Raw genomic sequence first — 25,730 nt, forward strand, 5'->3', positions numbered from 1 at the left:
TTCTTGAGAAGATCATGGCTAACTACCGCGACCCAAAACTGAAGGTTTTTACGTGCAACGCAAACCCTGAACTGGCGAAGGAAATCGCCGAACACATCGGTGTACCGCTCGGAAATGCGCAGGCTGTGCGCTTTAGTGATGGCGAGTGCCAAATCAAATTGAATGAAAGCGTTCGCGGTTGTGACGTATTTGTTATTCAGCCAACATCTGCTCCCGTTAATGAGCATCTGATGGAGCTATTGGTGATGGTGGACGCCTTGAAACGCGCTTCCGCCAAGAGCATCAACGTGGTGATTCCGTACTACGGCTATGCGCGTCAAGATCGTAAAGCACGTGCGCGCGATCCGATCACGGCCAAACTGGTTGCCAACCTGATCGAGACAGCCGGCGCTCAACGCGTCATCACCATGGACCTGCATGCGACGCAAATCCAAGGTTTCTTCGACATCCCGGTCGATCATCTGTTGGGCGTACCGATTTTGGCGAAACATTTCTCCGAAAAAGGCTTGTCCGATATCGTGGTGGTTTCTCCCGACCATGGCGGCGTGACTCGCGCCCGCAAATTGGCGGAGCGCCTGGAAGCTCCTATCGCGATTATCGACAAGCGCCGTCCGGAGCCAAACGTAGCGGAGGTCATGAATATCGTGGGGAACATCGAAGGGAAAACCGCGATCATCATTGACGATATCATCGATACAGCCGGTACGATCACACTGGCGGCAAACGCTTTGGTGGAAGCAGGCGCGCGCGACGTATACGCTTGCTGTACGCACCCGGTTTTGTCCGGTCCAGCCATCGAGCGCATCGCCAACTCCAAGATTCGCGAGCTGATCGTGACCAACTCGATTCCGCTCACCGATGAGCAAATCATCGACAAAATCACCGTGCTCTCCGTAGCGCCGATCATCGGCGAAGCGATCATTCGCGTGCACGAAGAGCTGTCCGTGAGCAAGCTGTTCGACTAATTGCCGGGGAGTACTCGGAATTGGCTTCAAAAAGGACATTCCCCATCTACGGGGATTGAAATAAACCTCCGATGGACAAGCTAGTGAGGAAACTTTTACTAGCGGTCCGAAGGAGGTTTTTTTGTGGAAGCGATTCAGGCGCAAACTAGGGCACAGGGAACGGGCAACTCGGTCAAGGCTCTGCGGCGAAACGGCTGGGTGCCTGGGATTGTCTATGGCTCAGACATGAGCAATCAGGAGATCCAGGTGCAAGGTAAGGAACTGGATGCGGCATTACGCCGTCAAGCAACAAACAAACCTTACAGATTGCAGGTGGATGGCCAGACGTACGATGTCATGGTCTACGAGCTGCAGCGCCATCCGGTGATGGGAAACATCCTGCATGCCGATTTTAAAAAGATTAATATGAATGAAAAGGTCTTTACGACCGTTCCGGTGTTGATGACAGGCGACCCTGAGCTGGGCGTCGCGACGCTGATTCGCCATAGCGTAGAGGTGAGCTGCCTGCCTGGCAATATTCCGGAGTCGTTTACAGTGGACGTAGACGGATTGAACATCGGCGACGTCGTGCTGGTCAGCGATCTCTCTGTTCCTCCGGGAGTGGAGCTGGGACTGGAGGCGACGGAAGTGCTGATCAGCATCCTGCCGGTGAAGGCAAAATCGGAGGAGTCCATCGAGGCGCAGCACGACGCAGCGGAAGTGGCGGAGGCGGCCGGCTCGACGGAGCAGTCCAATCGGGTATAAATGTACGAGGGCTCGGTCTATCTGCCGAGTCTTTTTTTGTGGATGTGGAACGAAAAAGACACGCCTTGACTCCTGCGCTTTTGTTCACGGGGCCATTCTAGTACAATGGGGAAAGAGTAGGAGGGATCTCTCGTGAAACTGATCATCGGGCTGGGCAATCCCGGCAAGAAATATGAAGATACGAGACATAATGCCGGTTTTATGGCCATAGATAAAATAAGCGAGAAATGGGGTATTCCCGTCCAGCAGAACAAGTTCCGGGCACTTGTGGGCGAGGGCCGGATCGAGGGGGAAAAGGTGCTGCTGGCGAAGCCGCAGACGTATATGAACCTCTCGGGGGAATCCGTTGCGGAAATCATGAAGTTTTACAAGCTGATACCGGATGAGCTGGTGGTCATCTTTGACGATCTGGATATGCCGACCGGCCAATTGCGCTTGCGGGAAAAAGGCAGCGCAGGCGGCCACAACGGGATCAAATCCATGATCCAGCACCTGGGTACGCAGGAATTCAAACGCATCAAGGTAGGCATCGGACGTCCAGAGCCGGGCCGGAGCGTCAGCGATTACGTGCTGCAGTCGTTTCCGGCAGCCGAGAGAGCAGACATCAACGAAGCTGTCAGCCTGGCTGCAGATGCCGCTGCGATGTGGACCCGTGAGCCTTTTGTCAAAGTCATGAACCATTACAACAGCTTGAAGCGCTGACCATCGGCCGAAAGCGTCATAAGCTCTCGGAAGGGGCCTGCCTAGTATGATTTTCCACCGCAGCGTCCATACTAATCGATATGAAAGGTATGGGGGTGGCATATACATGAGCATACGTTATACGTGTCGCTGCTGCGGGATGAAAATTGCGGAATTTGACGAAACACAGGTATCGGAAGCACAGCTCGGGTTTGATTCCTTGACCCCGGAAGATCGGGCTCTTATAATATCGAGAGAACAAAGTGGAGATACGGTCGTCAGCATCACGTGCGACTACTGCCGTGAAGCGCTGAATCAGCATCCAGAGCTTTCACTAGTCGGAAACCCGCTGCAATAAGGGGATAAACTCGTTAGGAAGGCTTGCACTGACAAGGCCTTAGCTTGGGGAGCTAAGGCTTCTTTTCGCATGGTCGACCCATGTGTCATCGTGCGACAATAGCCGCTGGTGACCTACCTTTCGCATGACAGAAGAATTAGAGAGGGGATTAGTGAATGCAAGTCATCATTAACCCGTTGAAGCAGGACACGAACGTCGGTACGATCGTGGCGGGGCTGGAAAAGGGACTGCACGAGCAGCTCGTTTCCGGATTGGCTGGTTCAGCCCGGCAGGTACTCATGGCGACGTTGAAGCAGATGACGGATCGGCCGGTCTGTGTCGTGACCCACAACATGTTTCAAGCCCAAAAAGTATACGAAGACCTGATCGAGCTGGTGCCCAGCGATCAAGTGTTGCTCTACCCGGGCAACGAGCTGATCGGCTCCGAGCTCGCCATCGCCAGTCCGGAGATGCTGGCGCAAAGAATTCACGTGTTCAACCGTTTGGCCCAGGGCTTTACGGGTTTTTTAGTTGTTCCGTTTGCCGGTTTGCGCAGGCTGGTAGTCCCGCCGCATGTATGGAAGGCCGCGCAAATCAGACTGGCTGTCGGGGAAGAATTGGACATCGAGTCGTTTTTGCTCCGCTGTATCGAGCTCGGCTACGAGAGAGTGGACATGGTCGAGCGAAAAGGCGAGCTGAGCGTGCGCGGCGGTATCATCGACCTGTATCCCATCGATTCGGAATGGCCGGTACGGATTGAATTGTTCGATGTGGAGATTGACTCCATCCGTACGTTTGACATGCTTTCCCAGCGCTCGCTGGAATCAGTACAGACCTACACTATCGGACCTGCCAAGGAAATGATCGCTTCGACGCCACTCTTGCAGGAGTCGGCGGTGCGCTTGGAGCAAAAGCTCGGTGAAACCGTTGCCAAATTGAAGGACGGTGCCGCGAAAGAGAAGGTCGTGGAGAAAATCGGGGCGGACGTCGAGCGCATGAGCCACGGACAGCGCTTTCCACAGCTCTATTCGTACATCTCGGTCATCTACCCGACAGAGGACACGCTGTTGTCCTACATGCCTGCCGACACCCTGATGATCGTCGATGAGCCGACCCGCGTGCTGGACACGGCTGCCCAGCTCCAGAAGGAAGAGGCGGAATGGCTTACCGGGCGTATCATCCAGGGGGAGTACATGGCGAATCTCAGCTTGTCCCGCACCTACGAAGAGATCGTCCAGGCGAAAAAGCGCCAGATCGTGTACCTGTCGCTGTTCCTGAGGCAGTCCCCCAAGACCCAGCCGCAAAATATCGTCAATCTCACCTGTCGGACGATGCAAAATTTCCACGGGCAGATGAACGTGCTGAAGACAGAGCTGGCGCGCTGGCAGAAGTCGCACGATCAGATCGTGTTTGTCGCGGCGGATCTGGAACGAGCCAAACGGCTGGAGCGCGTCCTGCACGATTACGAGATGGAGGCGGATGTGCTCGCCGAGTCAGTCGAAACCGTGCCGCCGGGTCGTCCCACGATCATTTTGGGCAACCTGCAGACGGGATTCGAGCTGCCTTTGAACAAGCTCGTAGTCATTACCGAGGGCGAAGTCTTCACAGCCAAACAGCGGAAGGCTCGCAAAGTGCAGCAGACGATGAACAACGCCGAGCGGATCAAGAACTACCTGGAGCTCAAGCCGGGTGACTTCGTCGTGCACGTCAATCACGGGATTGGAAAATACCTTGGAATTGAAACCAAGGAAATACTCGGAATTCATAAAGATTACCTTCATATTCAATACGCTGCTGGTGACAGTTTGTTTGTGCCGATCGACCAGATCGACCACGTTCAAAAATACGTGGCGAGCGAAGATGCCCAGCCGAAGATTTACAGCTTGGGCGGCAGCGAATGGAAACGGGTCAAAAACAAAGTGCAGTCTTCCGTCAAGGACATTGCCGAAGACCTGATCAAGCTGTACGCAGCCCGTGAAGCGGCAGTCGGGCACTCCTTTTCGCAGGATACGGTGGAGCAGCGCGAATTCGAGGCGATGTTCCCGTACCAGGAAACCCCGGATCAGCTGCGGGCAATCGCGGAGGTCAAAGCGGACATGGAACGCAGGCGCCCGATGGACCGTCTAGTATGTGGGGACGTCGGCTACGGGAAAACGGAGGTCGCTATCCGTGCGGCTTTCAAAGCGGTCATGGACGGCAAGCAGGTCGCCGTGCTCGTGCCGACCACGATTCTGGCGCAGCAGCACTATGAAACGTTCCGCGAACGCTTCGCGGACTATCCGATCCGCGTCGAGGTACTGAGCCGATTCCGCTCGCGCAAGGAGCAGAACGCGACACTGAAAGGACTGAAGGAAGGAACCGTGGATGTCGTCATCGGGACGCACCGCCTGCTTTCCAAAGACTTGACGTTCCGTGAGCTGGGCCTCCTGATCGTGGACGAGGAGCAGCGTTTCGGCGTAAGCCACAAGGAAAAGCTGAAGCAGTTGAAGACCAACGTCGACGTCATCACGCTGACAGCTACGCCGATCCCGCGTACCCTGCACATGTCGATGCTCGGCGTGCGCGACTTGTCGGTCATCGAAACGCCGCCGGAAAACCGTTTCCCGGTACAGACCTACGTCATGGATTACAGCCCGGCCTTGGTGCGGGAAGCGATCGAACGGGAGCTGGCCCGGGATGGACAGGTATTTTTCCTCTACAACCAGGTGCAAGGAATCGAGCAGATGGCCGAGCAAATTTCCATGCTCGTGCCGGATGCGCGTGTCGCTGTCGCCCACGGCCAAATGAACGAGAGCGAACTGGAAAGCGTCATCCTCGATTTCCTGGAGGGCAATTTCGACGTGCTCGTGAGCACGACGATTATCGAGACCGGTGTGGACATTCCGAACGTGAACACACTGATCATCTACAATGCTGACAAAATGGGCCTGTCCCAGCTGTATCAGCTGCGTGGACGGGTAGGCCGCTCCAATCGGATCGCGTATGCATACTTTACGTACCAGCGCGACAAAGTTCTGACAGAGGTGGCGGAAAAACGGCTGCAGGCGATCAAGGAGTTTACCGAGCTCGGATCCGGCTTTAAAATCGCGATGCGCGACTTGTCGATCCGCGGTGCGGGGAATCTGCTTGGCGCGGAGCAGCACGGTTTCATCAACACGGTCGGTTTTGATTTGTACAGCCAAATGCTGAAGGACGCGATCGACGAGCTGAAAGGCGAAGTCAAGCAGGAGAGTGCTGCCGCGGTAGAGATCAACCTGCAGCTGGATGCGTACATCCCTTCCATGTACATCACGGACAGCCGGCAAAAAATCGAGATGTACAAAAAGTTTGTGGCCGTCTCCTCGCTGGAGGACGTCGACGATCTGGCGGAAGAGCTGCTTGACCGCTTCGGTCCCGTACCGAAGCCGGTAGAAAATCTGCTGACCATTTCCCGGCTGCGCGTCTATGCCTTGCAGCATCACATTACGGAAATCAGCCAGAAAAATCCGGACGAAATCAAGCTGGTCCTGCACCCCAGCCAAAACAACAACATCGACGGGGGAGCGCTGTTCGCGCTTGCCAGCAGTTGGAGCCGCAGGATAGGTCTCTCGGGTGGACAACAGATCACCATAGCTGTTAAAGTAAAGGGGTTAAGAGAAGACGAGGGCGTGCAGCTGGTTGAAAAGCTGCTTCGCCAATTTCACCAGGTGCGAAAAGACACCGGTACGGAAAGCCCTGTGTCCTAGACTGCCGGGCGATCCAGAAAGGGAGATCCACATGATGAAACGTTCTGTTGCGATTCTGTCCTCGGCTGTACTTGTTATGGCCTTGTTGGCGGGTTGCGGAAAAGCGGATGAAAATGCCCAGAACAACCAGAAGCCAGCAAATCAGACAGAAGGAACCAACCAAGGCAATCAGGCTGCGGATGCGAATGATCCGTTGGCACAGTTTCCAAAGCTGACCCTGCCGTTTAACGTAGACCCGAATGCGACTCTCGTGGAGTATAAGGGCGGAACCATGAATGGCAAGGAATTTGAAGAGTTCCTGCGCGTCATCAACTTCATGAATCCGCAACAAGGCGGCATGATTGAAGCCGCAGACGACAACGCACTGAAAGCATTTGCCCGCGAATACACGGCAACCAAGATTTTGGCTGCCCGTGCCGATGAGCAGATGAAAAAGGATTCCAAGGATCTGGCCGAAAAAACATTCGACAAGATCAAGGGCCAGTACCTGGGTTACCTCGGCAAGGACGAGGCCAAGTTTACCAAGCTGATGGAAGGCCAAGGCGTCACCAAGGAGATGGTCGTCGGCCAAATGGCGCTCATCAACGAATCGATCAACGTTCTGAAGGGCGGTATTGACGATGCGACCCTGAAGAAAGAGTACGACAGCATGGACAAAGCTTCCCGTACGATTGCTTCGGTCCGTCACATCCTGATTTCCACGGAAAAACGCAAGCCGGAGGAAGCGCTTAAGCTGGCGAACGACCTGGAAGCTCGCCTGAAAAAAGGCGAAGACTTCGCGAAGCTGGCGAAAGAGTATACGGACGATCCAGGCAGCAAAGAAAACGGCGGGCTGTACGCCGACGCAGATGTGACCCAATGGGTGCCGCAGTTCAAGGACGCCGCATTGACACAGCCTGTCGGACAAGTAGGGCCGCCGGTGAAAACCGACTACGGCTACCACATCATCAAAGTGGAAAGCCGCAAGGAAAAGACATTTGATGAAATGAAGGATCAGCTTCGCGCGAGCTCGCTGGAGAAAGCGTATGACAACTTTGGCAAGCAAGAGCTGGACAAGCTGATCACCAAGTTCAATTTGCCGAAAGTGAACCATCCGGCCGCGCAATAATCGCGCTGCTTTCCATCGTGAAAAACAGGGGAACCCGGTTTCCCTGTTTTTTCGTTTTCTCGCATATTCTTGTAACGAGGGCAAATACTATTATCACTCGCTACCGCCCGGGGGAGAGTAACTGAAACAAGCTGGAAAAAGTTGCAGCCGTCGCGCATAGGTAAAATTAGAATTTGAGGAAAAAATACAGGTAACGAACCAAGCCTTTTCACAACCCACTTCTCTTAGGAAAGCGAGGCAACATGACATGAAAGCAACTGGTATCGTTCGTCGAATTGACGACCTCGGTCGGGTCGTGATTCCTAAGGAGATTCGTCGTACACTGCGCATTCGTGAAGGCGACCCGCTGGAGATCTTTGTGGATCGCGACGGAGAAGTCATTCTCAAGAAGTACTCGCCCATTGGAGAGTTGGGAGATTTCGCGAAGGAATACGCTGACTCTCTGTATGAGAGCATGAATCATACCGTTCTGATTTCGGACCGAGACAGCGTGATCGCAGTGGCGGGAGCTTCGAAAAAGGAATACCTGGAAAAGCCGATTGGCAGCATCGTCGAGAAATGCTTGGAAGAGCGCAAGACCCGGTTGGAGAAAAACGCTGGTACTTATGAGATTTGCCGCGATATGAACGAGACATACGGTTCCTTTGTAGTGGCTCCGATTGTGGCGGGGGGAGACCCGATTGGATCGGTCATCCTGCTCAACAAGAACGAGTCGACCAAAATGAGTGATTTGGAAATGAAAATGTCTGAAACGGCCGCTGGTTTCCTGGCCAAGCAAATGGAACAATAGCGCGAAAACGAACAAAGACAGCCTCTCCTATCGGGGCTGTTTTTCTTTTGCCTTTCAAGTTTTCTTGCTAGGAATACGCATGTGGTATAATGTACAAAGTTTCTGGTTGGAGAGGAGAAAATTCACTCATATGGCTCAAGAAAAGGCATCTGTACAATTTGTGAAAGGCGCCGCGATTCTCGGGGTAGCCGGTCTTGTCTCCAAGCTGCTTGGCGCGGTGTACCGCATTCCGTACCAAAACATTGCCGGTGATATCGGCTTGTACGTATACATGCAAGTTTACCCGCTGTATACCACGCTGCTCATCCTGGCGACGGCGGGTTTTCCCATTGCAATTTCCAAGATTGTCTCCGAGAGGGTGGCCGTTGGCGATGCGATCGGAGCGCGAAGAGCGTTTCGGGTTGCCAGCCTTGCCTTGATCGTGCTCGGCTTGTTTTTCTTTCTGCTGTTGTATGCGGGGGCGCCGATGGTCGCCGCGTTCATGGGGGACGGGCATTTGACCACGCCGCTTCGGGCGGTCGCCTGGTCGCTGCCGCTCGTGCCCATGGCGGCCATCCTGCGGGGGTATTTCCAGGGACATCAGAATATGATGCCCACAGGCGTTTCTCAGGTAGTCGAGCAGTTGATCCGCGTCATCTTCATTCTGCTCACGGCGTTTTGGGCCATGAGTCAGTACCAGGATGCCTACCTTGCCGGGACGGGTGCGGTATTCGCCGCTTTCCCTGGCGGTGCGGCGGCTGTATTGGTGCTCTTGTGGTACTGGCGCAAGGACAAGCAGGGCAGACAGCTTGTAGCGGAACAAGGGCAGTCTCAAGGAGTCGCTGCTTGGACCAACCGTCAGATTTTGCGCAGTCTCCTGTTTTACGCGCTGCCGATTTGCATGGGGGCGCTGGTATTGCCGCTCATCCCGCTGGTCGACTCGATCACGGTCGTGAACATGCTGCAGTGGAGCGGGATGCCTGAAGATCTGGCCAAGCTGGCGAAAGGGGCGTTTGACCGCGGTCAGCCGCTCATTCAATTCGGAACATTTTTTGCTACATCGCTTTCCCTGGCATTGGTGCCGGCGATCAGCGAAGCGGTGGCGCAGCGCCAACACCAGATGATTGCCAGCCGCTCGGAAGTAGCCATTCGCCTGACCTTTCTGTTAGGTCTTCCAGCGTCGTTCGGTCTTGCTTTGCTGGCAGAGCCGATCAATGTGATGCTGTACGGTGATACCAACGGCACGGAGGCACTCGCCGTGCAGTCGTTCACGATCGTCTTTGCGACGCTCAGCATCTCCAGCGCAGGGATTTTGCAAGGGCTGGGAAGGGTGATGCGGCCTGCACGCAACCTGTTTATCGGTGTGGTGGTCAAGCTCATCCTAAACCTGGTGCTGGTACCGATCTGGGGCATTACCGGAGGAGCGATGTCCACGGTGCTTGCCTATCTGGTAGCGATGGGATTGAACGTACTGGCTGTCAAAAAGTACACCGGTGCTGCAATCGGCATCCGTCAGACCGTACTGAAGCCATTGATCTCGGTATTGATCATGTCTGTGGTGGTCATCGTGGTCGAATGGGGAGCCTCTTCCTTGCTCGGCAGTGCGGCGGTGCCGCAGCGCCTGTTCCACACCGTCGTCGGTTTGTTGGCCGTAGGCTGCGGTGCTTTGGTCTACTTGCTTGCCCTTCTGAGGACAGGGGGACTGACGCGTACCGACATTCAGTTTTTGCCGAAGGGCAAGCGGATTGCTTCCCTGCTCTCCAAGCTGCACCTTTTACCGAAATAACAAGCAAGGCGTATACTTACGATCCAGGAGGCGAAACGATTGGAAACAACCAAGCAGAAGATCACCGTCGTGGGTCTGGGCGCAGGAGACCTCGATCAATTGCCCTACGGAATATATCGGACGCTGAAGCAGGCGGCGCATCTGTACCTGCGCACGCAGGAGCATCCTGTCGTCGGGCAGCTTCGCGCGGAGGGCATTGCCTTTTCGTCATTCGACGATACTTACGAGCGCCATGAATCATTCGAGGAAGTGTACGCGGACATCGCGGATCAGCTGTTTGCCGGGGCGCAGCAGCATGGCTCGATCGTCTACGCCGTACCGGGCCATCCGCTGGTGGCCGAGCGAACCGTACAGCTCTTGCTTCAGCAAGGAGCGAATCGCGGGGTGGAAATCGAGATCGGCGGGGGCCAGAGCTTCATCGACCCGCTGTTTGCGAGGCTGAAAATCGATCCGATCGAAGGGTTTTCCTTGCTGGATGGAACTGCGCTGCGGCCTGATCAAGTTTCGCCGGGGCTGCATACCATTATTGCACAGGTATACGACGCTTTCGTCGCCTCTGACGTCAAACTGACGCTTATGGAAATCCTGCCGGATGATTATCAGGTGACGGTTGCGACGGCAGTGGGGGTAGCCGGACAGGAACGGATCGAGACTGTTCCGCTGTACGAGCTCGATCGGCTTGACCACTTCGGCAACCTGTCTCTGGTCTACGTGCCGCCGACTCGCGACGAACGCGTCTCGTACCGGCAGTTCTCTTATCTGAAGGAGATCGTGGCCATTTTGCGCAGCCCGGACGGTTGTCCGTGGGATCGGGAGCAGACGCATCAAAGCATCCGCAAAAACCTCATCGAGGAAACATACGAGGTGCTGGAGACGATCGACGACGACGATCCGGATGCCATGTGCGAGGAGCTCGGCGACCTGCTGATGCAGATCATGCTGCACTCCCAGATGGCTGCGGAAGACGGCTACTTTACGGTCGACGATGTGGTCGCGGCTTTAAACGAAAAGCTGATTCGCCGCCACCCTCACGTATTTGGGGAAAAGAGCGCGAACGACTCCGAGGAGGCTCTCGCCAACTGGCAGGAGATCAAGGCGCAGGAAAAAGCGGCCAAGGGAATCGATGTCGCGGCAGCGTCGCAGCTGTCGGGAATTCCGCGAGATCTCCCAGCCTTGATGTACGCCTACAAGCTGCAGAAGAAAGCGGCCCAGGTAGGCTTTGACTGGGACGATGTGGCGGACGTCTACGCCAAGGTAGAGGAAGAGTACCGAGAGCTGAGGGAAGCGACAGAAGAAGAGCGCGCCGGGGAGCTGGGCGATCTGTTGTTCGCCGTTGTCAATCTGGCCCGCTTCCTGGGACTCGATCCCGAAGAAGCGCTTGCGCTTACCAACAACAAGTTCAAACAGCGTTTTTCCTATATAGAAGAAAAGCTGCGTGCGGCTGGCCGTTCTTTTGCCGAGACCGATTTGACCGAGATGGACCAATGGTGGGAAGAGGCCAAGCAGCACGGAAAAAGGAGAGGATAATTCATGAGGCTGGACAAGTATTTGAAAGTATCCCGACTGATCAAACGCCGTACGTTGGCAAAAGAGGTGTGCGACAAAGGGCGCGTCGAGATCAACGACCGACTTGCCAAATCCTCGAGCAACGTGAAAATCGGCGACAAGCTGGCGATCCGGTTCGGGCAAAAAATCGTGACGGTCAAAGTGGAAGACATCAAAGAAAATCCGCGCAAGGAAGAAGCCGCTTCCCTTTACACGGTGATCGGGGAAGTGCCGGTGCCGCGGGATGAAAAAGAAGAGGAAGCGTACATCAAAGGCTGAGCATACAATAGAGACTACCCGGACCGGGTAGTCTTTTATCCTTTCGCCTGCAGAAACGGCGAAAATGGCGATGGAACCAGCCCGCTGCCAAGTATTTCGAAGGCATCTGGTATATAATGGATGTACATGAAAGCGAAGGATGTGAAGATATGCAGCGAAATGCCGTGCGTCTCGGGTACTTTTTGGCCATCTCCCTTTTGCTTTCGGCCCTCTTCTACTTTTTCGCGGCGAACTGGCCTGCGCTCGACCGCTGGGGGAAAATTGGCGTCAGCGTCTCCGTACTCGTCCTGTTTTATGCGCTTTCCTATGCAGGGGGACTTGTCCTGAACCGGCACTCGTTTCTCAGCAATTGGCTTTTGGTCGCAGGAGGCCTATCCTTTGGCATCAGCGTGGCATTGCTGGGCCAAATCTACAATTCGCATGCGGATAGCTACATGCTGTTCGTCGTCTGGCTGATCCCTAATCTGCTTTTTGCTGTTGCGACAAGGTACCAGCCTTTTTACGTGATCAGCTACGTCCTTGCGCATTTGGCGGTTTGCTTTTTTCTGGACCCTTCCGTCATCCACGTCACACGGGATGAAGAATGGTGGTACATGGTTTACTGGCTGATCGCCCTGGGCAATCTCGCGCTATTTTGGCTGACGGGGACGGAACGTCTGAAATCCCGTCCAGTCCACTACCTGTCTTTTCTCGTTTTTCAGGTGTCTCTGTTTCTTTCGGCTTTTGCGGATGTGTACGGGGCGCTGCCTGAGTGCCTGTACCTGCTTATCGGTGGCGGGCTGTTTCTGGTCTTTCTGAAATGGATGCCCAATCGCGCCATGCTCGTCTTGACAGCGACGCTGCTCGCGCTGTTTTTGCTCGGGAAGTTTTTCTGGCTCATGTTTGAGTACAACTCGGACTTGTTTTTCCTGGCTGCGCTGCTGGCCGCTGCGGGGATCGTCTGGGGAGCTGTAGCGGGTATGAGATGGCTGAGGCGGCAATCCACCAGAGAGGACAGCAAATGGGTGCGCTTCATTCTGGAAGCATTCACGGTGCTTGTCACGCTTGTCGCGGGTACGATGGGGGCCACTTCCTTGACAGGGCTTTTCTACCTGCTTCTTCCCGGTTCGCTGGCCACTTATGTTTTGTATTTCTTGGCTTTGCTCGGTTTTCTGATTCCTGTCATCATTCGTTCCAAACTGGACACGACTGTTTTTTACACGCTTCTCACGATGGGGTACCTGATCGCGACAGGGTCGTCACTTTTCCTCGGCGGGTATTACTGGGTGATTTTTCTGCTTGCGCTCGCATACGTCTGGGTCGCTTCCGGCAGTACGCCAGTCAGGCTGTTGACACAGTTTGTCTTTTTGCTTGTGCTGTACATAAAGATGGGGGACTGGTCGATCACGGGGGAATGGGCGCTGCTGGTACTGTTCGTATTCCAGCTCGGCATGTACATGGCGCCCAGGCTTCCGGTTGCCTTGCAAAACAGCTCGCTGGTCTATGCTCTCCTGTCACTCCTCGTCCTGGCGGAAACCGTGGACGGGGGGAGCGCGGTACAGGTAGGGGCAAACCTCGGCTATTTTGCCTTCACCACCTATCTGGTGTACCGGACCATGCACAGGAAGGAACGAATCGGATTCGGCATCGCTCTGGGCTTCTGGTTTGCCTTTTTGCTGATGAAATACTACGACTTTTTCTGGAGCTTGCTGCACAAGTCCATCAGCTTGCTTCTGCTCAGCCTCGTATTTTTCGCCGTCAGCTCCTGGCTGGACCGGTCCGCAGCGGCTCAGCGCGAGGTCCAGCCGCTCCCGATCTTCGCAGATAAGCGCAAACGGCTTGCGATCTTCAGTGTGGTTTTGTTGCAGCTCGTGGCGATCGGCTATCAGATCTGGAGCAGCGAAACGATTCTCGCCGAAGGGCGATCCGTCAAACTGAGACTCGAACCGATCGACCCGCGCTCGCTCCTGCAGGGTGATTACGTCCGGCTGGGTTATGCGATTTCGACGCTGGAGGGCGAGCAGTTCCCTGATGCGGACGGAAAGATTCGGGTGGTGTTGCGGCCGGAGTCGGACGGTGTATACGTCTATGGCGGCTACTACGAGCAGAACGGCGTATGGAACAGACCGCACCAGCCCGTGCCGGATGAGATCATTCTGAACGGCCGGACGATCGGTACGGATCGCGTGGAGTACGGGATCGAAAGCTATTTTGTCCCGGAGGGTACCGGGCGCGAGGTTGAGCGCTCGGCGAAATACGCGCTGGTGCGGGTGGGCAAAAAAGGAGACGCAATCGTGGAAGAGCTGTCGAATTAATCGACAGCTCTTTTTGCGTGGGAAAAAGGAAGTCCTGCCTGCTGATTCCGGGGCCGGATCGCGCGATGGACCAGCAGAAGACCGGCGAGTCCCGACAGCAAAAACAGGCTGGCCATCCCCATGGACGGGAGAAGCGCACCCAGGCTGATGCCGACGGCGCCTGTAAGCTTTGCGCCTTGGAGGACAAGCCCGTTTACGGCCATGTACGAGCTGCGTGCGTCGTCCCTGATGATTTGCGCGAGGAAGGACTGACGGGTAGGGATGTGGATGAGCTCTCCTACCGTCGCAAGGAACATGGCGATCGCAATGACGAGAAGAGAGTTGGTGAAGCTGATGAAGGAGTAGCCGATCGTATACATCAGCACGCCCCCGTACATGGCCGCAGCTTCCCGGCCGGAGCGAATCAGCTTGGTTACGAATAGCGAAAGCAGGACCACAAGCAGCGTGTTTTCCAGTTGGATGAAGCTGAACGCCTTGATACCCGTCATTTCAAAGGAGACGAGGTCCCACAGCTGCAAGGTCTGCGTGCCGAATTCTTTGGCCAGGCGAACAGCCACGTAGTTCGAGGTCTGGAATTCCAGCGCGAAAATGAGCAGCCCTCCCAAAGAAAAGAGCAAAAAGCGCCGATCCTGCATGACCTGCTTGTAGCTGCCGACGAGATCATTCAGGACGTTTGTTTTGCGTGGAAGATTCGTGGATGAAGGCTGATACGACTCTTCCATGAAAAACGCCGTCAAGGCAAGTGTGAACAGACTGACGACGGTCAGGGCGAGAATCAATTCAAACCGGTGAGTGGCAAACCAGAGGCCGCCGAGGACCGAGCCGATGGCAATCGACAAATTGGAAGCCCAGTAGTTGATGCTGTACATAAACGTACGGTTTTCCGGGGTGCTCACGTCGATCAGCATGGCGTCGGCGGCAGGGCTGATCAAGCCGTTGCTCGCGTTTTGGAGAAGCATCATCGCGAATGTGAGCCATGCGGAATCGAGTAGTGGCGAATTGGCCAAGGCCATGCACATAAATGCGGCGCATTGCGCGATCTGGCCATACACCATCACTTTCTTTCGTCCCCAGCGGTCCGCGATATAGCCGCCGTAGAAGCCCATCAAGATCTGTGCAGATATATTGGCGAACAGCAGAAATCCCGCTACTGCTGGCCCGAGCTTCTCCGAAAAATAAATGGCCATAAACGGAAAGATCATGGTGCCGACGACCTTGGTCAAAAAGGAAGTGACAATGCGTATCCGGATATTCGGATGCAGATGGAAAAAGTTCATCGACTCTGCCTCCTTTCGTTTTTTTCCATTTTACATGCCAAAAGGAGAAGAAAAAGGGTAAGATTCAGATAGAAATTTCACCTTTTAGGAGGCGGAAGGATGAAAAGCCGGGAGCACTTCATGCAAATGCTGCTCAGCTTGTCTGAATGGGAGCCGGGGGTGGAACAGTCGGCCAGCATCGAGGCGCTGGCGGAAATTCTCTGCTGCACCCCGCGCAATGTCAAACTGATTTTGCGCAAATGGGAAAAGGACGGACTGCTGAGCTGGAAAGCGGGAGTCGGGCGGGGCAACCATTCGACTTTGACGATCTTGTGCGATACCTCCACGTTTTTCTCCTCTTACTTTCAAAAGCTGCTTGCAGACGGGAAAATCGGAGAAGCCGTCGCGCTCATCCAAAACAGGAAGCTTCCGCCAAGGCTCAAGCGATTGCTGCAGGAGATGTGGGACAGCCAGTTCGGATTTGTCGCCGAGAGCGGCGAAAACACGAGTCTGGATGTGCTCAGGATTCCGCGGCAGCGAGACTTTTCCACTCTCGATCCGGCCTTTGTGGCAGTGGCTTCCGAAAGCCATTTTCTGAATCAAATGTGCCACAGGCTGGTCACGTACGACCGGGAGAGGCAACGGTTTCTTCCACAGCTTGCCTATGCCTGGGAGAGCAACGAGCAGAGGACGATCTGGACCTTTTACTTGCGCAAAGGCGTGCGATTCCACCATGGTCGCATGCTAAGCAGCAAGGATGTCGCGTACACGGTACAGAGGCTCATCGATCTGGACTCCCCGTACCGGTGGCAAATGGACGATGTAGAGCGGATCGAACATCCGAGTGAACGGGTCGTCACGTTTCATCTCCGCCAGCCCAATCGCTTTTTTCTCCACTTCATGGGCTCCAACGCCATGTCGATTCTGCCGCACGACGTTCCTTTCGATGAGAGGGCGATCGTCGGGACGGGTCCGTTTCGCATGGCGGAATACACGGATGACCGGCTGGTCCTGGAGGCGTTTGAGGACTATTACGGAGAACGGGCCATGCTGGACCGGGTAGAGCTCTGGATCGTACCGGGACCGTATTCCCGCCAGCGTTTGTATCAACTGCCCGATCGGGGGGATACCCGGCCGGATACGGATGGCCAAGAAGGGGACTTGGTCTTTGAAGAGGTGGGCTGCCATTATCTCGCTTTCAACTTTCGCCGACCAGGAGTTCACCACGAGTACGCTTTTCGGATGGCAATGCGGTTGATCATCGATCGCCATGAGCTAATCAGGCAGCTCGGTGAGCATGGCTACACACCTGCCGGGAGCTTTTTGCCCCAGCAGAGCCGTTCGCTCTCGTTTCCTTCGTCGACGCTGGAGGAAGCGGCCGACTGGCTTCGCCGCAGCTCCTATCGAGGCGAGATGCTGTCCTTGTTCATGGCGAGGGGCACCACGTTTGACGGCATTGCATCGTGGATTCGCGAAAGATGCGAGAGGGTGGGCATCCGGCTGCAGATCGAGTCGTTGACGAAAGCCGACTTCCTGTCTCCCGATTTTGAGCAAAAGGCGGACATGGCGATCATGGGAGAAGTCCTGCAGAATGATATCGAGCTGGGTCTGCTCGAGGTGTACAAAAACAAATGCACGATGGTCCACCGGTTTTTGGACGATGCGAAACGCGAGTGGATCGACGGCAGGCTTTCCGAGGTCCTGCGGATGAAGGGGCGCGAAAAACGCCTGGGCGCCCTGCTGGAGTTGGAGGAGACGCTTGCAGCGGAGCAATGCTGGCTGTTCCTTTACCATGTGAAGCGAGTCGATCGCTATCACCCCGATTTGCAAGGATTCGTAGCGGATTCCTACGGCTGGGTCGACTTTTCCAAGCTGTGGGTCAAGTCGTTCGTTACCAGAATGTAACCCTTTCCTGCCGTTCTTTTCCTATCATAGAGAGAATTGCAGGTTAAAGGAGGCGTTACCGTTGCACAAAAGCACAAAAAAAGGAATATCCGTCTTGCTGGCGACTACAGTGTTGGCGAGTCCATTTGTCGTCGTGCCGAAAGCCGCTTACGCCCTGACTGTGGATGACATTTCGGCTGACGATACGAGCGCTGATGAAGAAACAGAATATACGATTGAATTTGAAATCGACAAAGATTTGAAAGCGGGCGACGAGATTTTCGTCAAGTTTCCATCCGGCTACGCCGTGAAAAAGGTGAAAAAATCGGATGTGGAGCTCGAGGATGACGACGGCGATGAAATAGATATCGACAGCGTCTCGGTCAGCAGCAATGTGGTGACCATCGAATTGGACGAAAAGATCAGCAAGGGAACCGAGCTGACCTTGACGATCGACAAGGTGGTAAACCCGGAAGACAAGGGCAGCTACTCCATCGGGGTAAAGACGTCGAAGGAAACGACCTATAAAAATGAGAAAATCACGATTGGCAAATCATCGAGCAGCAGTAGCAGCAAAAATGACTTCTCCGTCTCGCAGAGCAGCAAGGTCGCTGGAGAGGATATCTCCCTGACGCTTGGAAAGTTCAATCTGTCTTCCAGCACCAAACTGAAAACGGGGAAATACATCTACGTGGACTTCCCTACCAAGGATATGCTGCCGAAGAGCATCAGCAAATCCGATGTCAAGGTGAATGGCTACAAAGCGGATTACGTAACCATTCTCAGCGACAATTCGGTTCGCATCGAGATCCCTAGCGGGGCGAATGGAGACAGCTCGCTCAAGATTGAATTCGACAAGTCAGCTGGCATTACCAACCCGTCTACTGCAGATGACGACTATGTGTACAAAATCGAGTACGACAGCAAGAAATACACGTCCAAGGAAGTGGAGATTACCGGCTTCACCAAAGCGTCCTTCGATGTGGAGCTGTCCGATCGCTCGGCAGGAGCGCGGTCCAGCTATACGTTTGACATTGACCTGTCCTCCAAGGTGACCTCCAATACCGACATCACGGTGGAGTTCCCGAATGCGGACATGGTTCCGCCGGTCATGTCGGGATACAGCATTACGGTAAACGGAGACCAGGCTACGCATGTGAGCGCCAGCGGCGGGAAAGTGTCGTTCCGCACGCCTAGCGGATTCAAAAGCACAGACGAGCTGACCGTCAAATTTGCCCTTGATGCGTATTTGACGAACCCGAAAACAGCCGGCACCTATTCCTTGACGGCCAAAGTCGACGGGAAGACGTACCGTTCGAAAAACTTTGAGATCACAGGGATATCTGCTCCTGTCGCGGTAGACAACACGGCTGCGACGATCGGACTCACTCGCGCTACTGCTTCTACGCCGACAGGAGTGCAGATCGCCATCAAAGCCCTTGGAGCGCCGATCACCCGTACGCAGGGCTTCATCGAGGTCGTCCTGCCAGCAGGCTTCCGCGTGCCCGCTTATATTCCGGCAACCAGCGTGACCGTCAACGGAGTGGCTGCCAACTATGTGGGAGTGCGGGGGCAAAACCTGATCATCGTGCCTTCCCAAGACATTCCGGCCAATACGGCTGTCCAGGTCAATGTGCTGGAGGCAGGCGGCATCGTAAACCCTGCCGCTACAGGCGTATACAGCATCAGCGTCTACACTTCGGAGGAGAAAGGACTGCTGTTCGCAAGGCCGGCGACGATCGTGGCGCTCAATGGCGTCAGCTTCAAGGCCAACGTGGCGTCGTTTACCAAATCGGGCAAGACGACCGCGATGGCTGCGGCGCCGTTCATCGTGAACGGCAATACCCTGATGCCTGCCTCCTTCTTCCGGGATGGACTTGGCATGTCCGTCACATGGACGGCGACTACTGCGAAGGTCGTGAGCGGAAATACGGTCATGCAGTTCAAAGTAGGCTCCAACGTAGCGACAATCAACGGCCAAAACGTGACATTGCCCGTAGCCGTGCAGGCGAAAAACAAGATTCCGGCACTGCCGCTGCGGACGATCACCGATCGGACCGGCTACAATATCATTTTTGTGAACGGCAACTACACGGTTTACAAATAAACGGAAGAGAAGCAAGAACCCCGCTGACAGGCGGGGTTTTTGTTCTAAAAGGACATCCCCTCCCATACGATGGTACAAGAAGGGTAGCAAGGGCAAGGGGGGAGTAAGCATGATGGAGCACACCAAGAGGCCACGCCATGAAGTCGTGATGATCAATCGGCGCAGTTTGGCGATTTCGGGTGTGAAAAACGTCGAAAGCTTTGACAGCGAAGAATTTCTATTGGAGACGGAAGGCGGATTTTTAACCATTCGCGGGCAAAACCTGCATATGAAAAATCTGAGTCTGGAAACCGGAGAAGTGGCGATCGAAGGTCTGGTGCACGAAATGGCCTATCTGGAACAAGGGCAGGCCGGCGATCGGTCGAGAGGATTCTTCGGTAAGCTGTTCAAGTGAGTATCGGGATTCAGCTTCAGACGGTTCTGGCCATGTCGACGTGCGGGGTGCTCATGGGGATCGGATTCGATACGTACCATGTGTTCAAAGGCAAGAGCAAGCTCCCTGGGTGGATGGTGTTTTTATTTGACATCCTCTTTTGGGTAGGCAGTATGGGCGCCGTCTTCTTGATTCTGCTGAAAGTAAACGACGGCATCATTCGGTTTCCGATCTTTTTTGGAATGATTTTTGGAGCTTGGGTGTATTTTGTAGTAGGTAGTAAGAAGTATATCCATTTTTTACATCGCGTGATAAGATTTTGTCAGTGGTTCTATCGCACTGTTTTGCGAATCATTGACATCCTGGTTGTTCGTCCCGTTCTGTTTTTCTACCGAGTGATCCTGATGCTGCTGGCGTTCTTGTATTCCGTTTTGCTTGCAATCTTCGGCTTTTTATGGAAAGTGACGCGTTTTGTCACTTCGCCGTTTGCCAGATGGGGTCAACATTTGGGGAAAAAAATGTTCGGAAAAACAAAAGGAATTTGGACCACTTGGAAGAATTGGATTCATTCAAAGAGAAAGCGGGAGTAAACATCCGAGGTGGCCGAATGATGACAGAAGCAACGTCTTCGAGAACAAACCGAAAAGGGCAAAGGCGAAGAATGCGGCTCTTTTTCTTTTTCATCCTTTGCTTTTTTGTCTGGACTGGCTATACCCTTTATGTGCAAAGCGGGGCATTGGCGCAAAAAAAAGCGGAGCTGGAAGCATTGAAGCAGGAATCGGCCGTTTTGCTGCAGCAGCAAGAAGAGCTCACGTATGAAGCAAGTCGTCTGAACGATCAGGAGTACTTGGCAGAGCTGGCAAGGAAACGGCTTTACTACACCAAACCGGGAGAGAGCATTTACAAGATTCCAGAGTAGGCTGTCTGGCTGATCTTCAAGCATAAGGAGGCTTTCCACGTCCATGGGAGTCGAGATCGGGAGCAAACTCGAAGGAAAAGTGACAGGTATTACGAAATTTGGCGCGTTTGTGGAGCTGCCTGGAAATGTGACCGGTCTCGTGCACATCAGTGAGATCGCAGACACGTACGTCAAAGACATTCACGACTTTTTGAAAATCGGTGATGTGGTAACCGTAAAGGTCTTGAGTATTCGCGAGGGCAAGATCGGCTTGTCCATCAAGAAAGCACAGGAAAAGGAAAGGCCTCCGCGCCATCAGCGGGAGCGCGGGGAAGCCTTTGAAGATAAACTGAACCGTTTCTTGAAAGAAAGTGAAGACCGCCTGTCCTCTCTGAAGAAAAACGGGGACAAGAGAGGCCGTGGTCGGCATCATTAAATCAGAAAGTTTTGATTTTTCTTTCTTTGGACGTTCTGCATTTTGGGTCAAAAAGCAGGAAGGTCATTTCAAAATCATGACGAATAGGTATCGTAAGCCCGTTTCGCAAAGCGCGAATCACCTGTCAGCCGACGTTATCCGCCATAACGTCGGTTTTTTTTGTACATCCATGTCAATGATTTTGTCGGACGATTCTGTGAATATCCGTTGGTATTTTGACAAATTTTACAATACCGCCTCCGTATAATTGAGAAACACATTGAACAAGAACGGGGTGGTGTGACATGATCGCAAACAAAAATGTCTCTGGAACTGGTCAGGTATGGACTCGTCAAGTATCAGAACAAGTAGATACGACGGCTCGCACCTGGGGAGAAAAGATTGCTGATGCAGCCCATCGGTGGAATGTGCTCCCCCTGCTCATGGGTTTCTTGTTGGGGAGAGCTTTGATCCTCGAGGAACTGACCCCATTTGTGATTCCCTATTTCATCGTCATGTACTACGTCCGTCGTGATTGTATCGTCACGACTGGACTTGCCCTGATACTGGGGGCGTTTACCCAAACGGTGCCGCTCGGGCTGCAGACCGTACTCAGCGTCATCCTCGCTCTGGTCGCCTGCAAGATCAGCGACCGCATGCGGCGCAAAGATTTTTCACGAACGCCGCTGCTCGTCATGGTGACCGTATTCATCAGCCATCTGCTCTACCATGTGCTTACCAATCAGGTGAACACGTACGAACTGGTCATGGTGGCAGTCGAAGCGGTGCTGGGCTTTGTCCTGACGCTCATTTTCATCCAGTCCCTCTCGATCGTCCATCTGGCCAAGCCTTACGAGCCGCTGAAAAACGAAGAGATCGTCTCTCTGGTCATTTTGCTCGCTTCCCTGATGACGGGGACAGTCGATTGGATGGTAGAGGGCGTTTCCATGGAGCATGTGCTCTCTCGCTACTTGCTGCTCTTGTTTGCCTTCGTAGGCGGAGGAACGATCGGGGCTGCCGTAGGCGTCGTCACCGGGCTGATCCTCAGCTTGGCCAACGTCAGCGCCCTGCTGCAGATCAACCTCCTGGCATTCTCCGGCCTGCTGGCAGGCTTGCTGAAGGAAGGGGGGAAAGTCGGTGTCTCGGCCGGTCTGCTCATCGGCACCGCGATCCTGGCCATATACGGCGGAGCGGAGGATACCCTTTACCTGTCTATGGTAGAGACGTCCCTTGCAATCGTGCTGTTTGTCCTCACCCCGGCCATGGTGTGGAAAAGGGTGGCCAGATTCATCCCGGGAACGCTTGAAAACATGCAGTCCCACCAGGAATATATGCGCCGCGTGCGAGATGTGACGGCAGGGAAAATCCAGCAGTTTTCCGAGCTGTTTACCCAGCTGTCCCGCAGCTTCGCGCAAACGGCCGATCCGGAGGAAATCGAGGAGCAGGCGGATGCCTTCCTCAGTCGTGTGACGGAGTTTACGTGCCAGAAGTGCTGGAAAAAGGAGCAATGCTGGGAAAAAGATATGCAGTCGACCTACCAGGGTCTTCGCTGGCTGATGGAAAAAGTGCAGGAAAACGGGACGCTCGCGGGAATCACGCCCCCGAAGGATTGGGAGCGGAAATGCGTCAAGACGGAAAAGGTCATGACCGTCATGGAACAGGAGTACGACCGGCAGCAGTCCTTTGACCAATTGAAAAAGCAGGTAAAGGAAAGCCGCAAGCTGGTGGCCGACCAGCTCTCAGGGGTTTCGCGGGTCATGAGCGACTTCGCCCGGGAAATACAGCGGGAAGGAATGGAGCTGAGCTTTCAGGAGAAACAGGTATCGCAGGCGTTGGAGGGGCTCGGCCTGTCCGTTCGCCGCGTCGACATACACAGTCTGGAGGAAGGGAAGGTCGATATCGAGATCAGCCAGCCCACTTGCTATGGCCGGGATGAATGCGCCAAGATCGTCGCGCCGATGCTGACGGAGATCCTGGGGGAAAACATCGTCGTCCGTGAAAGGCACTGCGAACCCCAAAAGGACGGTTCTTGCACGATGTGCCTCGCCTCTGCCAAGACGTTTGAGATCGACATCGGGGTGGCAGGGGCAGCCAAGGACGGGAAGCTTCTCTCCGGTGACAGCTTCCGCACGATGGACCTGGGCAACGGAAAAATGGCGCTGGCGATCAGTGACGGCATGGGCAATGGCGAGCGGGCCTCCCTCGAGAGCCAGTCGGCGCTGGACATGCTCCAGCAGCTGTTGCGCTCCGGCATGGACGAGAAGATCTCCATCAAGACGGTCAACTCGGTATTGGCGCTGCGCTCCACGGACGAGATGTTCGCCACAGTAGATCTGGCCTTAATCGATCTCCAGACGGCCCATACCCGCTTCGTCAAAATCGGCTCCACCCCGAGCTTTGTAAAGCGACAATCCGATGTAATCACCATCACCGCCAATAATCTCCCGGTAGGCATCCTGGACGAGATTGAGGTGGATGTGGTATCCCGCATGCTCAAGCCGGGGGATTTGCTGATCATGATGTCCGACGGCATTTACGAAGCGCCAAGGCACATCGAGAACCGGCAGGCGTGGATGAAGCGGATCATCAGCGAGCTGGAGACGGACGATCCGCAGGAAGTGGCCGATCTGCTTCTGGAAAAAGTGATCCGCCAGCACTCGGGCCAGATCGTCGACGACATGACAGTGCTGGTCGCCCGAATCGACCGCTTCGTTCCGCAATGGTCGGCTATCCAGGTGCACGGGATGCAAAAGCTCGAGCGTCCTCGGATTGTGAGCTGAGAAGTATGTTTTTCCTCCTCCCCGTCGATACTGTTGCTAAAACAGGCTGAATGGGGAGATAATTTGTGAAAGAAGCGACACTTCGGCAAATTTTGGTTGTGACAGACGGGTGCTCCAACACCGGGATGAGTCCGGTAGCGGCAGCTGCTTTAGCGAGAGAACAAGGCATTACGGTGAATGTCATCGGAGTGATTGAGAAAAACGATCTGGGTGAAAAAGGCGAGACGGAAATCCGTGAAATCGCGGAGGCGGGCGGTGGATTATGCGACATCGTCTACCCGCAGCAACTGGCACAGACCGTTCAGATGCTTACCCGCAAGGCGATGACCCGCACCATTCACCAGGTCGTGCAAAACGAATTGAAAGAGATTTTGGGCGATTCCGGTATCGAGGAGCTGGAGCCGCAAAAACGGGTGCAGGTAGCGGGCATGGTGGACGAGCTGGGCGAGAAAAGCAGTCTGAACGTCGTCATGCTGGTCGATACGTCCGGGAGCATGAAGCCAAAGCTGTCGGCGGTCCAGCAGGCGATTCACGACTTCAGCATCAGCCTGCATTCGCGAAGCGGACAGAGCCGGATGGCCGTATGCTCATTTCCTGGGAAACAAAAGTACCTGGATGTCCGCATCCCGTGGACGGAAAAGGTGGAACAGGCCCATCAAATTACCAGCGATCTGGCGATGAGCGGCATGACTCCGACGGGCCCGGCGATTGTCGAGGCGATCGCGCTGTTTGACCACGTAAAGCTCCCGCAAGCTCTCTCCGAGCGTTTTGCCGATCGGGAATCGGACGATCACGAAGACGGAAGCCTGCGCGACCATGTCTTTTAAGCAACCGGGGCCAATCCCTGTCTTGCCCCGGCAGTTCCAGGGGAAATGGAACAAGAAGTCGTATCACGTCCTCAGGGAGCTGGGGCGTGGTGCCAATGGCGCCGTTTATTTGGTCAGCCAGGGCGGTGTCCGGCAGGCGGTCAAGGTCGGGGTGGAAGGCATCGATATTTTAATGGAAGTAAATGTGCTGAAAAGCGTGCAGCAGGGGCGGGATTCCCGAGTGGGACCGCTCCTGTGTGATGTGGACGATCTGGTCATCGACGGCAAGTCCTGCACGTTTTACGCCATGGAATATTTGGAGGGAGAGCAGCTGGACCGTTATATCAGGCAAGCCGGCACGGAGTGGGTCGGCGTGATGATCGTCCAGCTGCTGTCTCGTCTCGACATCTTGCACAGGCACGGCTGGGTGTTCGGAGATTTGAAACCGGAGAATGTCATCGTGACTCAGCCGGACAAGCAGGTGCGCCTGATCGACTTCGGCGGAGTGACGAAGCAGGGCAACGCAGTCCGGCAGTTTACCGAGGAGTACGACCGCGCGTTTTGGCACGCCGGAGACAGGCGGGCCGAGATCACCTACGATCTGTTTTCCGCAGCCGTCATGATGGTGCGTCTGGCGGTCGATCGGCAGACGTGGCAAAGCAGTCTCACAGAACCGCGTCATACGGTATCGCTCTGTGATATAATACGGAAAAGTGACGGCCTGTACCCCTACCGGGTGCCACTTCTGAAAGCGTTTCACGGAAAGTACGCCTCGGCGGGGGAAATGAGAGCGGAAATGCTTCCGATTCTGCGAGAACTCACGCTTTCCGCCCCGAAGAGGCAGAAGCAAGCCCAAAAGCGGACATCCGGGGCAGGGGGAATGGGGATCAGCGGCTTGTTTGTCGCATCGTTGTTGCTCTTGGCTGGCACACTTTATTACGCATGGTTTATGTGAAGCTTTGATAAGGATGTGACGGT

Annotated in this window: 21 protein-coding genes; 20 read left to right on the forward strand and 1 reads right to left on the reverse strand. The window is 54.7% G+C overall.

The genetic code is table 11. The features are described 5' to 3' along the window. Positions 1-14: 14 nt before the first annotated feature. From RGB73_RS00710 to RGB73_RS00760, 11 genes are all read left to right on the forward strand, one after another. The gene (locus RGB73_RS00710) at positions 15-965 is read left to right on the forward strand and encodes a ribose-phosphate diphosphokinase (RefSeq protein WP_310767840.1); all 951 of its coding nucleotides are present in this window, start codon (positions 15-17) and stop codon (positions 963-965) included. 123 nt (positions 966-1,088) lie between these two features. Then, the gene (locus tag RGB73_RS00715; RefSeq protein WP_310767842.1) at positions 1,089-1,709 is read left to right on the forward strand and encodes a 50S ribosomal protein L25; all 621 of its coding nucleotides are present in this window, start codon (positions 1,089-1,091) and stop codon (positions 1,707-1,709) included. Positions 1,710-1,841: 132 nt separating this feature from the next. Next, positions 1,842-2,411, forward strand: coding sequence for an aminoacyl-tRNA hydrolase (gene pth, locus RGB73_RS00720; RefSeq protein ID WP_310767844.1), 570 nt, complete (start codon positions 1,842-1,844; stop codon positions 2,409-2,411). Between the two features lie 106 nt (positions 2,412-2,517). After that, positions 2,518-2,748, forward strand: a complete 231-nt coding sequence (locus RGB73_RS00725) for an anti-sigma-F factor Fin (RefSeq protein WP_310767846.1) — start codon at positions 2,518-2,520, stop codon at positions 2,746-2,748. Positions 2,749-2,903: 155 nt separating this feature from the next. Next, positions 2,904-6,452, forward strand: coding sequence for a transcription-repair coupling factor (gene mfd, locus RGB73_RS00730; RefSeq protein ID WP_310767848.1), 3,549 nt, complete (start codon positions 2,904-2,906; stop codon positions 6,450-6,452). Between the two features lie 34 nt (positions 6,453-6,486). Beyond that, complete coding sequence (locus RGB73_RS00735) at positions 6,487-7,560, forward strand: peptidylprolyl isomerase (protein WP_310774039.1); 1,074 nt, start codon at positions 6,487-6,489, stop codon at positions 7,558-7,560. A 247-nt stretch (positions 7,561-7,807) separates the two neighbouring features. Next, a complete protein-coding gene (gene spoVT, locus RGB73_RS00740) occupies positions 7,808-8,350 on the forward strand; it encodes a stage V sporulation protein T (protein WP_310767849.1) in 543 nt (180 codons plus the stop codon). A 130-nt stretch (positions 8,351-8,480) separates the two neighbouring features. Continuing rightward, positions 8,481-10,115 (forward strand): putative polysaccharide biosynthesis protein, encoded by a 1,635-nt coding sequence (locus tag RGB73_RS00745; protein ID WP_310767850.1) that lies wholly within the window; start codon positions 8,481-8,483, stop codon positions 10,113-10,115. Positions 10,116-10,154: 39 nt separating this feature from the next. Next, positions 10,155-11,642: a bifunctional methyltransferase/pyrophosphohydrolase YabN gene (gene yabN / locus RGB73_RS00750; protein WP_310767852.1), complete on the forward strand. Its 1,488-nt coding sequence runs from the start codon at positions 10,155-10,157 to the stop codon at positions 11,640-11,642. A 3-nt stretch (positions 11,643-11,645) separates the two neighbouring features. After that, entirely contained in the window at positions 11,646-11,939 is a 294-nt protein-coding gene (locus tag RGB73_RS00755) for an RNA-binding S4 domain-containing protein (protein WP_310767853.1), read from the forward strand. 149 nt (positions 11,940-12,088) lie between these two features. Further along, positions 12,089-14,233: a GDYXXLXY domain-containing protein gene (locus RGB73_RS00760; protein WP_310767855.1), complete on the forward strand. Its 2,145-nt coding sequence runs from the start codon at positions 12,089-12,091 to the stop codon at positions 14,231-14,233. Here the strand turns inward: RGB73_RS00760 and RGB73_RS00765 are convergent. Beyond that, positions 14,230-15,510, reverse strand: a complete 1,281-nt coding sequence (locus RGB73_RS00765) for an MDR family MFS transporter (protein WP_310767857.1) — start codon at positions 15,508-15,510, stop codon at positions 14,230-14,232. The genes RGB73_RS00760 and RGB73_RS00765 overlap by 4 nt on opposite strands. A 99-nt stretch (positions 15,511-15,609) precedes the next feature. Between RGB73_RS00765 and RGB73_RS00770 the strand changes: the two genes are divergently transcribed. The 9 genes from RGB73_RS00770 (at position 15,610) to RGB73_RS00810 (ending at position 25,707) form a co-directional block, all read left to right on the forward strand. Further along, positions 15,610-17,394 (forward strand): SgrR family transcriptional regulator, encoded by a 1,785-nt coding sequence (locus RGB73_RS00770; RefSeq protein WP_310767859.1) that lies wholly within the window; start codon positions 15,610-15,612, stop codon positions 17,392-17,394. 61 nt (positions 17,395-17,455) lie between these two features. Further along, the gene (locus RGB73_RS00775; protein ID WP_310767861.1) at positions 17,456-19,480 is read left to right on the forward strand and encodes a copper amine oxidase N-terminal domain-containing protein; all 2,025 of its coding nucleotides are present in this window, start codon (positions 17,456-17,458) and stop codon (positions 19,478-19,480) included. A gap of 109 nt (positions 19,481-19,589) precedes the next feature. Beyond that, positions 19,590-19,874: a sporulation protein YabP gene (gene yabP, locus RGB73_RS00780; RefSeq protein ID WP_092274989.1), complete on the forward strand. Its 285-nt coding sequence runs from the start codon at positions 19,590-19,592 to the stop codon at positions 19,872-19,874. Beyond that, positions 19,871-20,443 carry a spore cortex biosynthesis protein YabQ gene (yabQ, locus tag RGB73_RS00785; RefSeq protein WP_310767863.1) on the forward strand — a complete coding sequence of 191 codons (573 nt, stop codon included), beginning with the start codon at positions 19,871-19,873 and terminating at the stop codon, positions 20,441-20,443. Before yabP ends, yabQ begins: the two co-directional genes overlap by 4 nt. Positions 20,444-20,460: 17 nt before the next feature. Beyond that, on the forward strand, positions 20,461-20,772 hold the full coding sequence (locus tag RGB73_RS00790) for an FtsB family cell division protein (RefSeq protein ID WP_310767865.1): 312 nt from the start codon (positions 20,461-20,463) through the stop codon (positions 20,770-20,772). Between the two features lie 43 nt (positions 20,773-20,815). Continuing rightward, complete coding sequence (locus RGB73_RS00795) at positions 20,816-21,187, forward strand: S1 RNA-binding domain-containing protein (RefSeq protein ID WP_310767867.1); 372 nt, start codon at positions 20,816-20,818, stop codon at positions 21,185-21,187. Positions 21,188-21,471: 284 nt separating this feature from the next. Further along, entirely contained in the window at positions 21,472-23,946 is a 2,475-nt protein-coding gene (gene spoIIE / locus RGB73_RS00800) for a stage II sporulation protein E (protein ID WP_310767869.1), read from the forward strand. A gap of 65 nt (positions 23,947-24,011) precedes the next feature. Beyond that, positions 24,012-24,773 carry a VWA domain-containing protein gene (locus tag RGB73_RS00805; protein ID WP_310767871.1) on the forward strand — a complete coding sequence of 254 codons (762 nt, stop codon included), beginning with the start codon at positions 24,012-24,014 and terminating at the stop codon, positions 24,771-24,773. After that, positions 24,763-25,707 (forward strand): serine/threonine protein kinase, encoded by a 945-nt coding sequence (locus tag RGB73_RS00810; RefSeq protein ID WP_310767872.1) that lies wholly within the window; start codon positions 24,763-24,765, stop codon positions 25,705-25,707. The genes RGB73_RS00805 and RGB73_RS00810 overlap by 11 nt, the downstream gene beginning before the upstream one ends. Positions 25,708-25,730: the final 23 nt, after the last annotated feature.

The organism is Brevibacillus brevis (assembly GCF_031583145.1).
GTDB classification, from domain to species: domain Bacteria; phylum Bacillota; class Bacilli; order Brevibacillales; family Brevibacillaceae; genus Brevibacillus; species Brevibacillus brevis_E.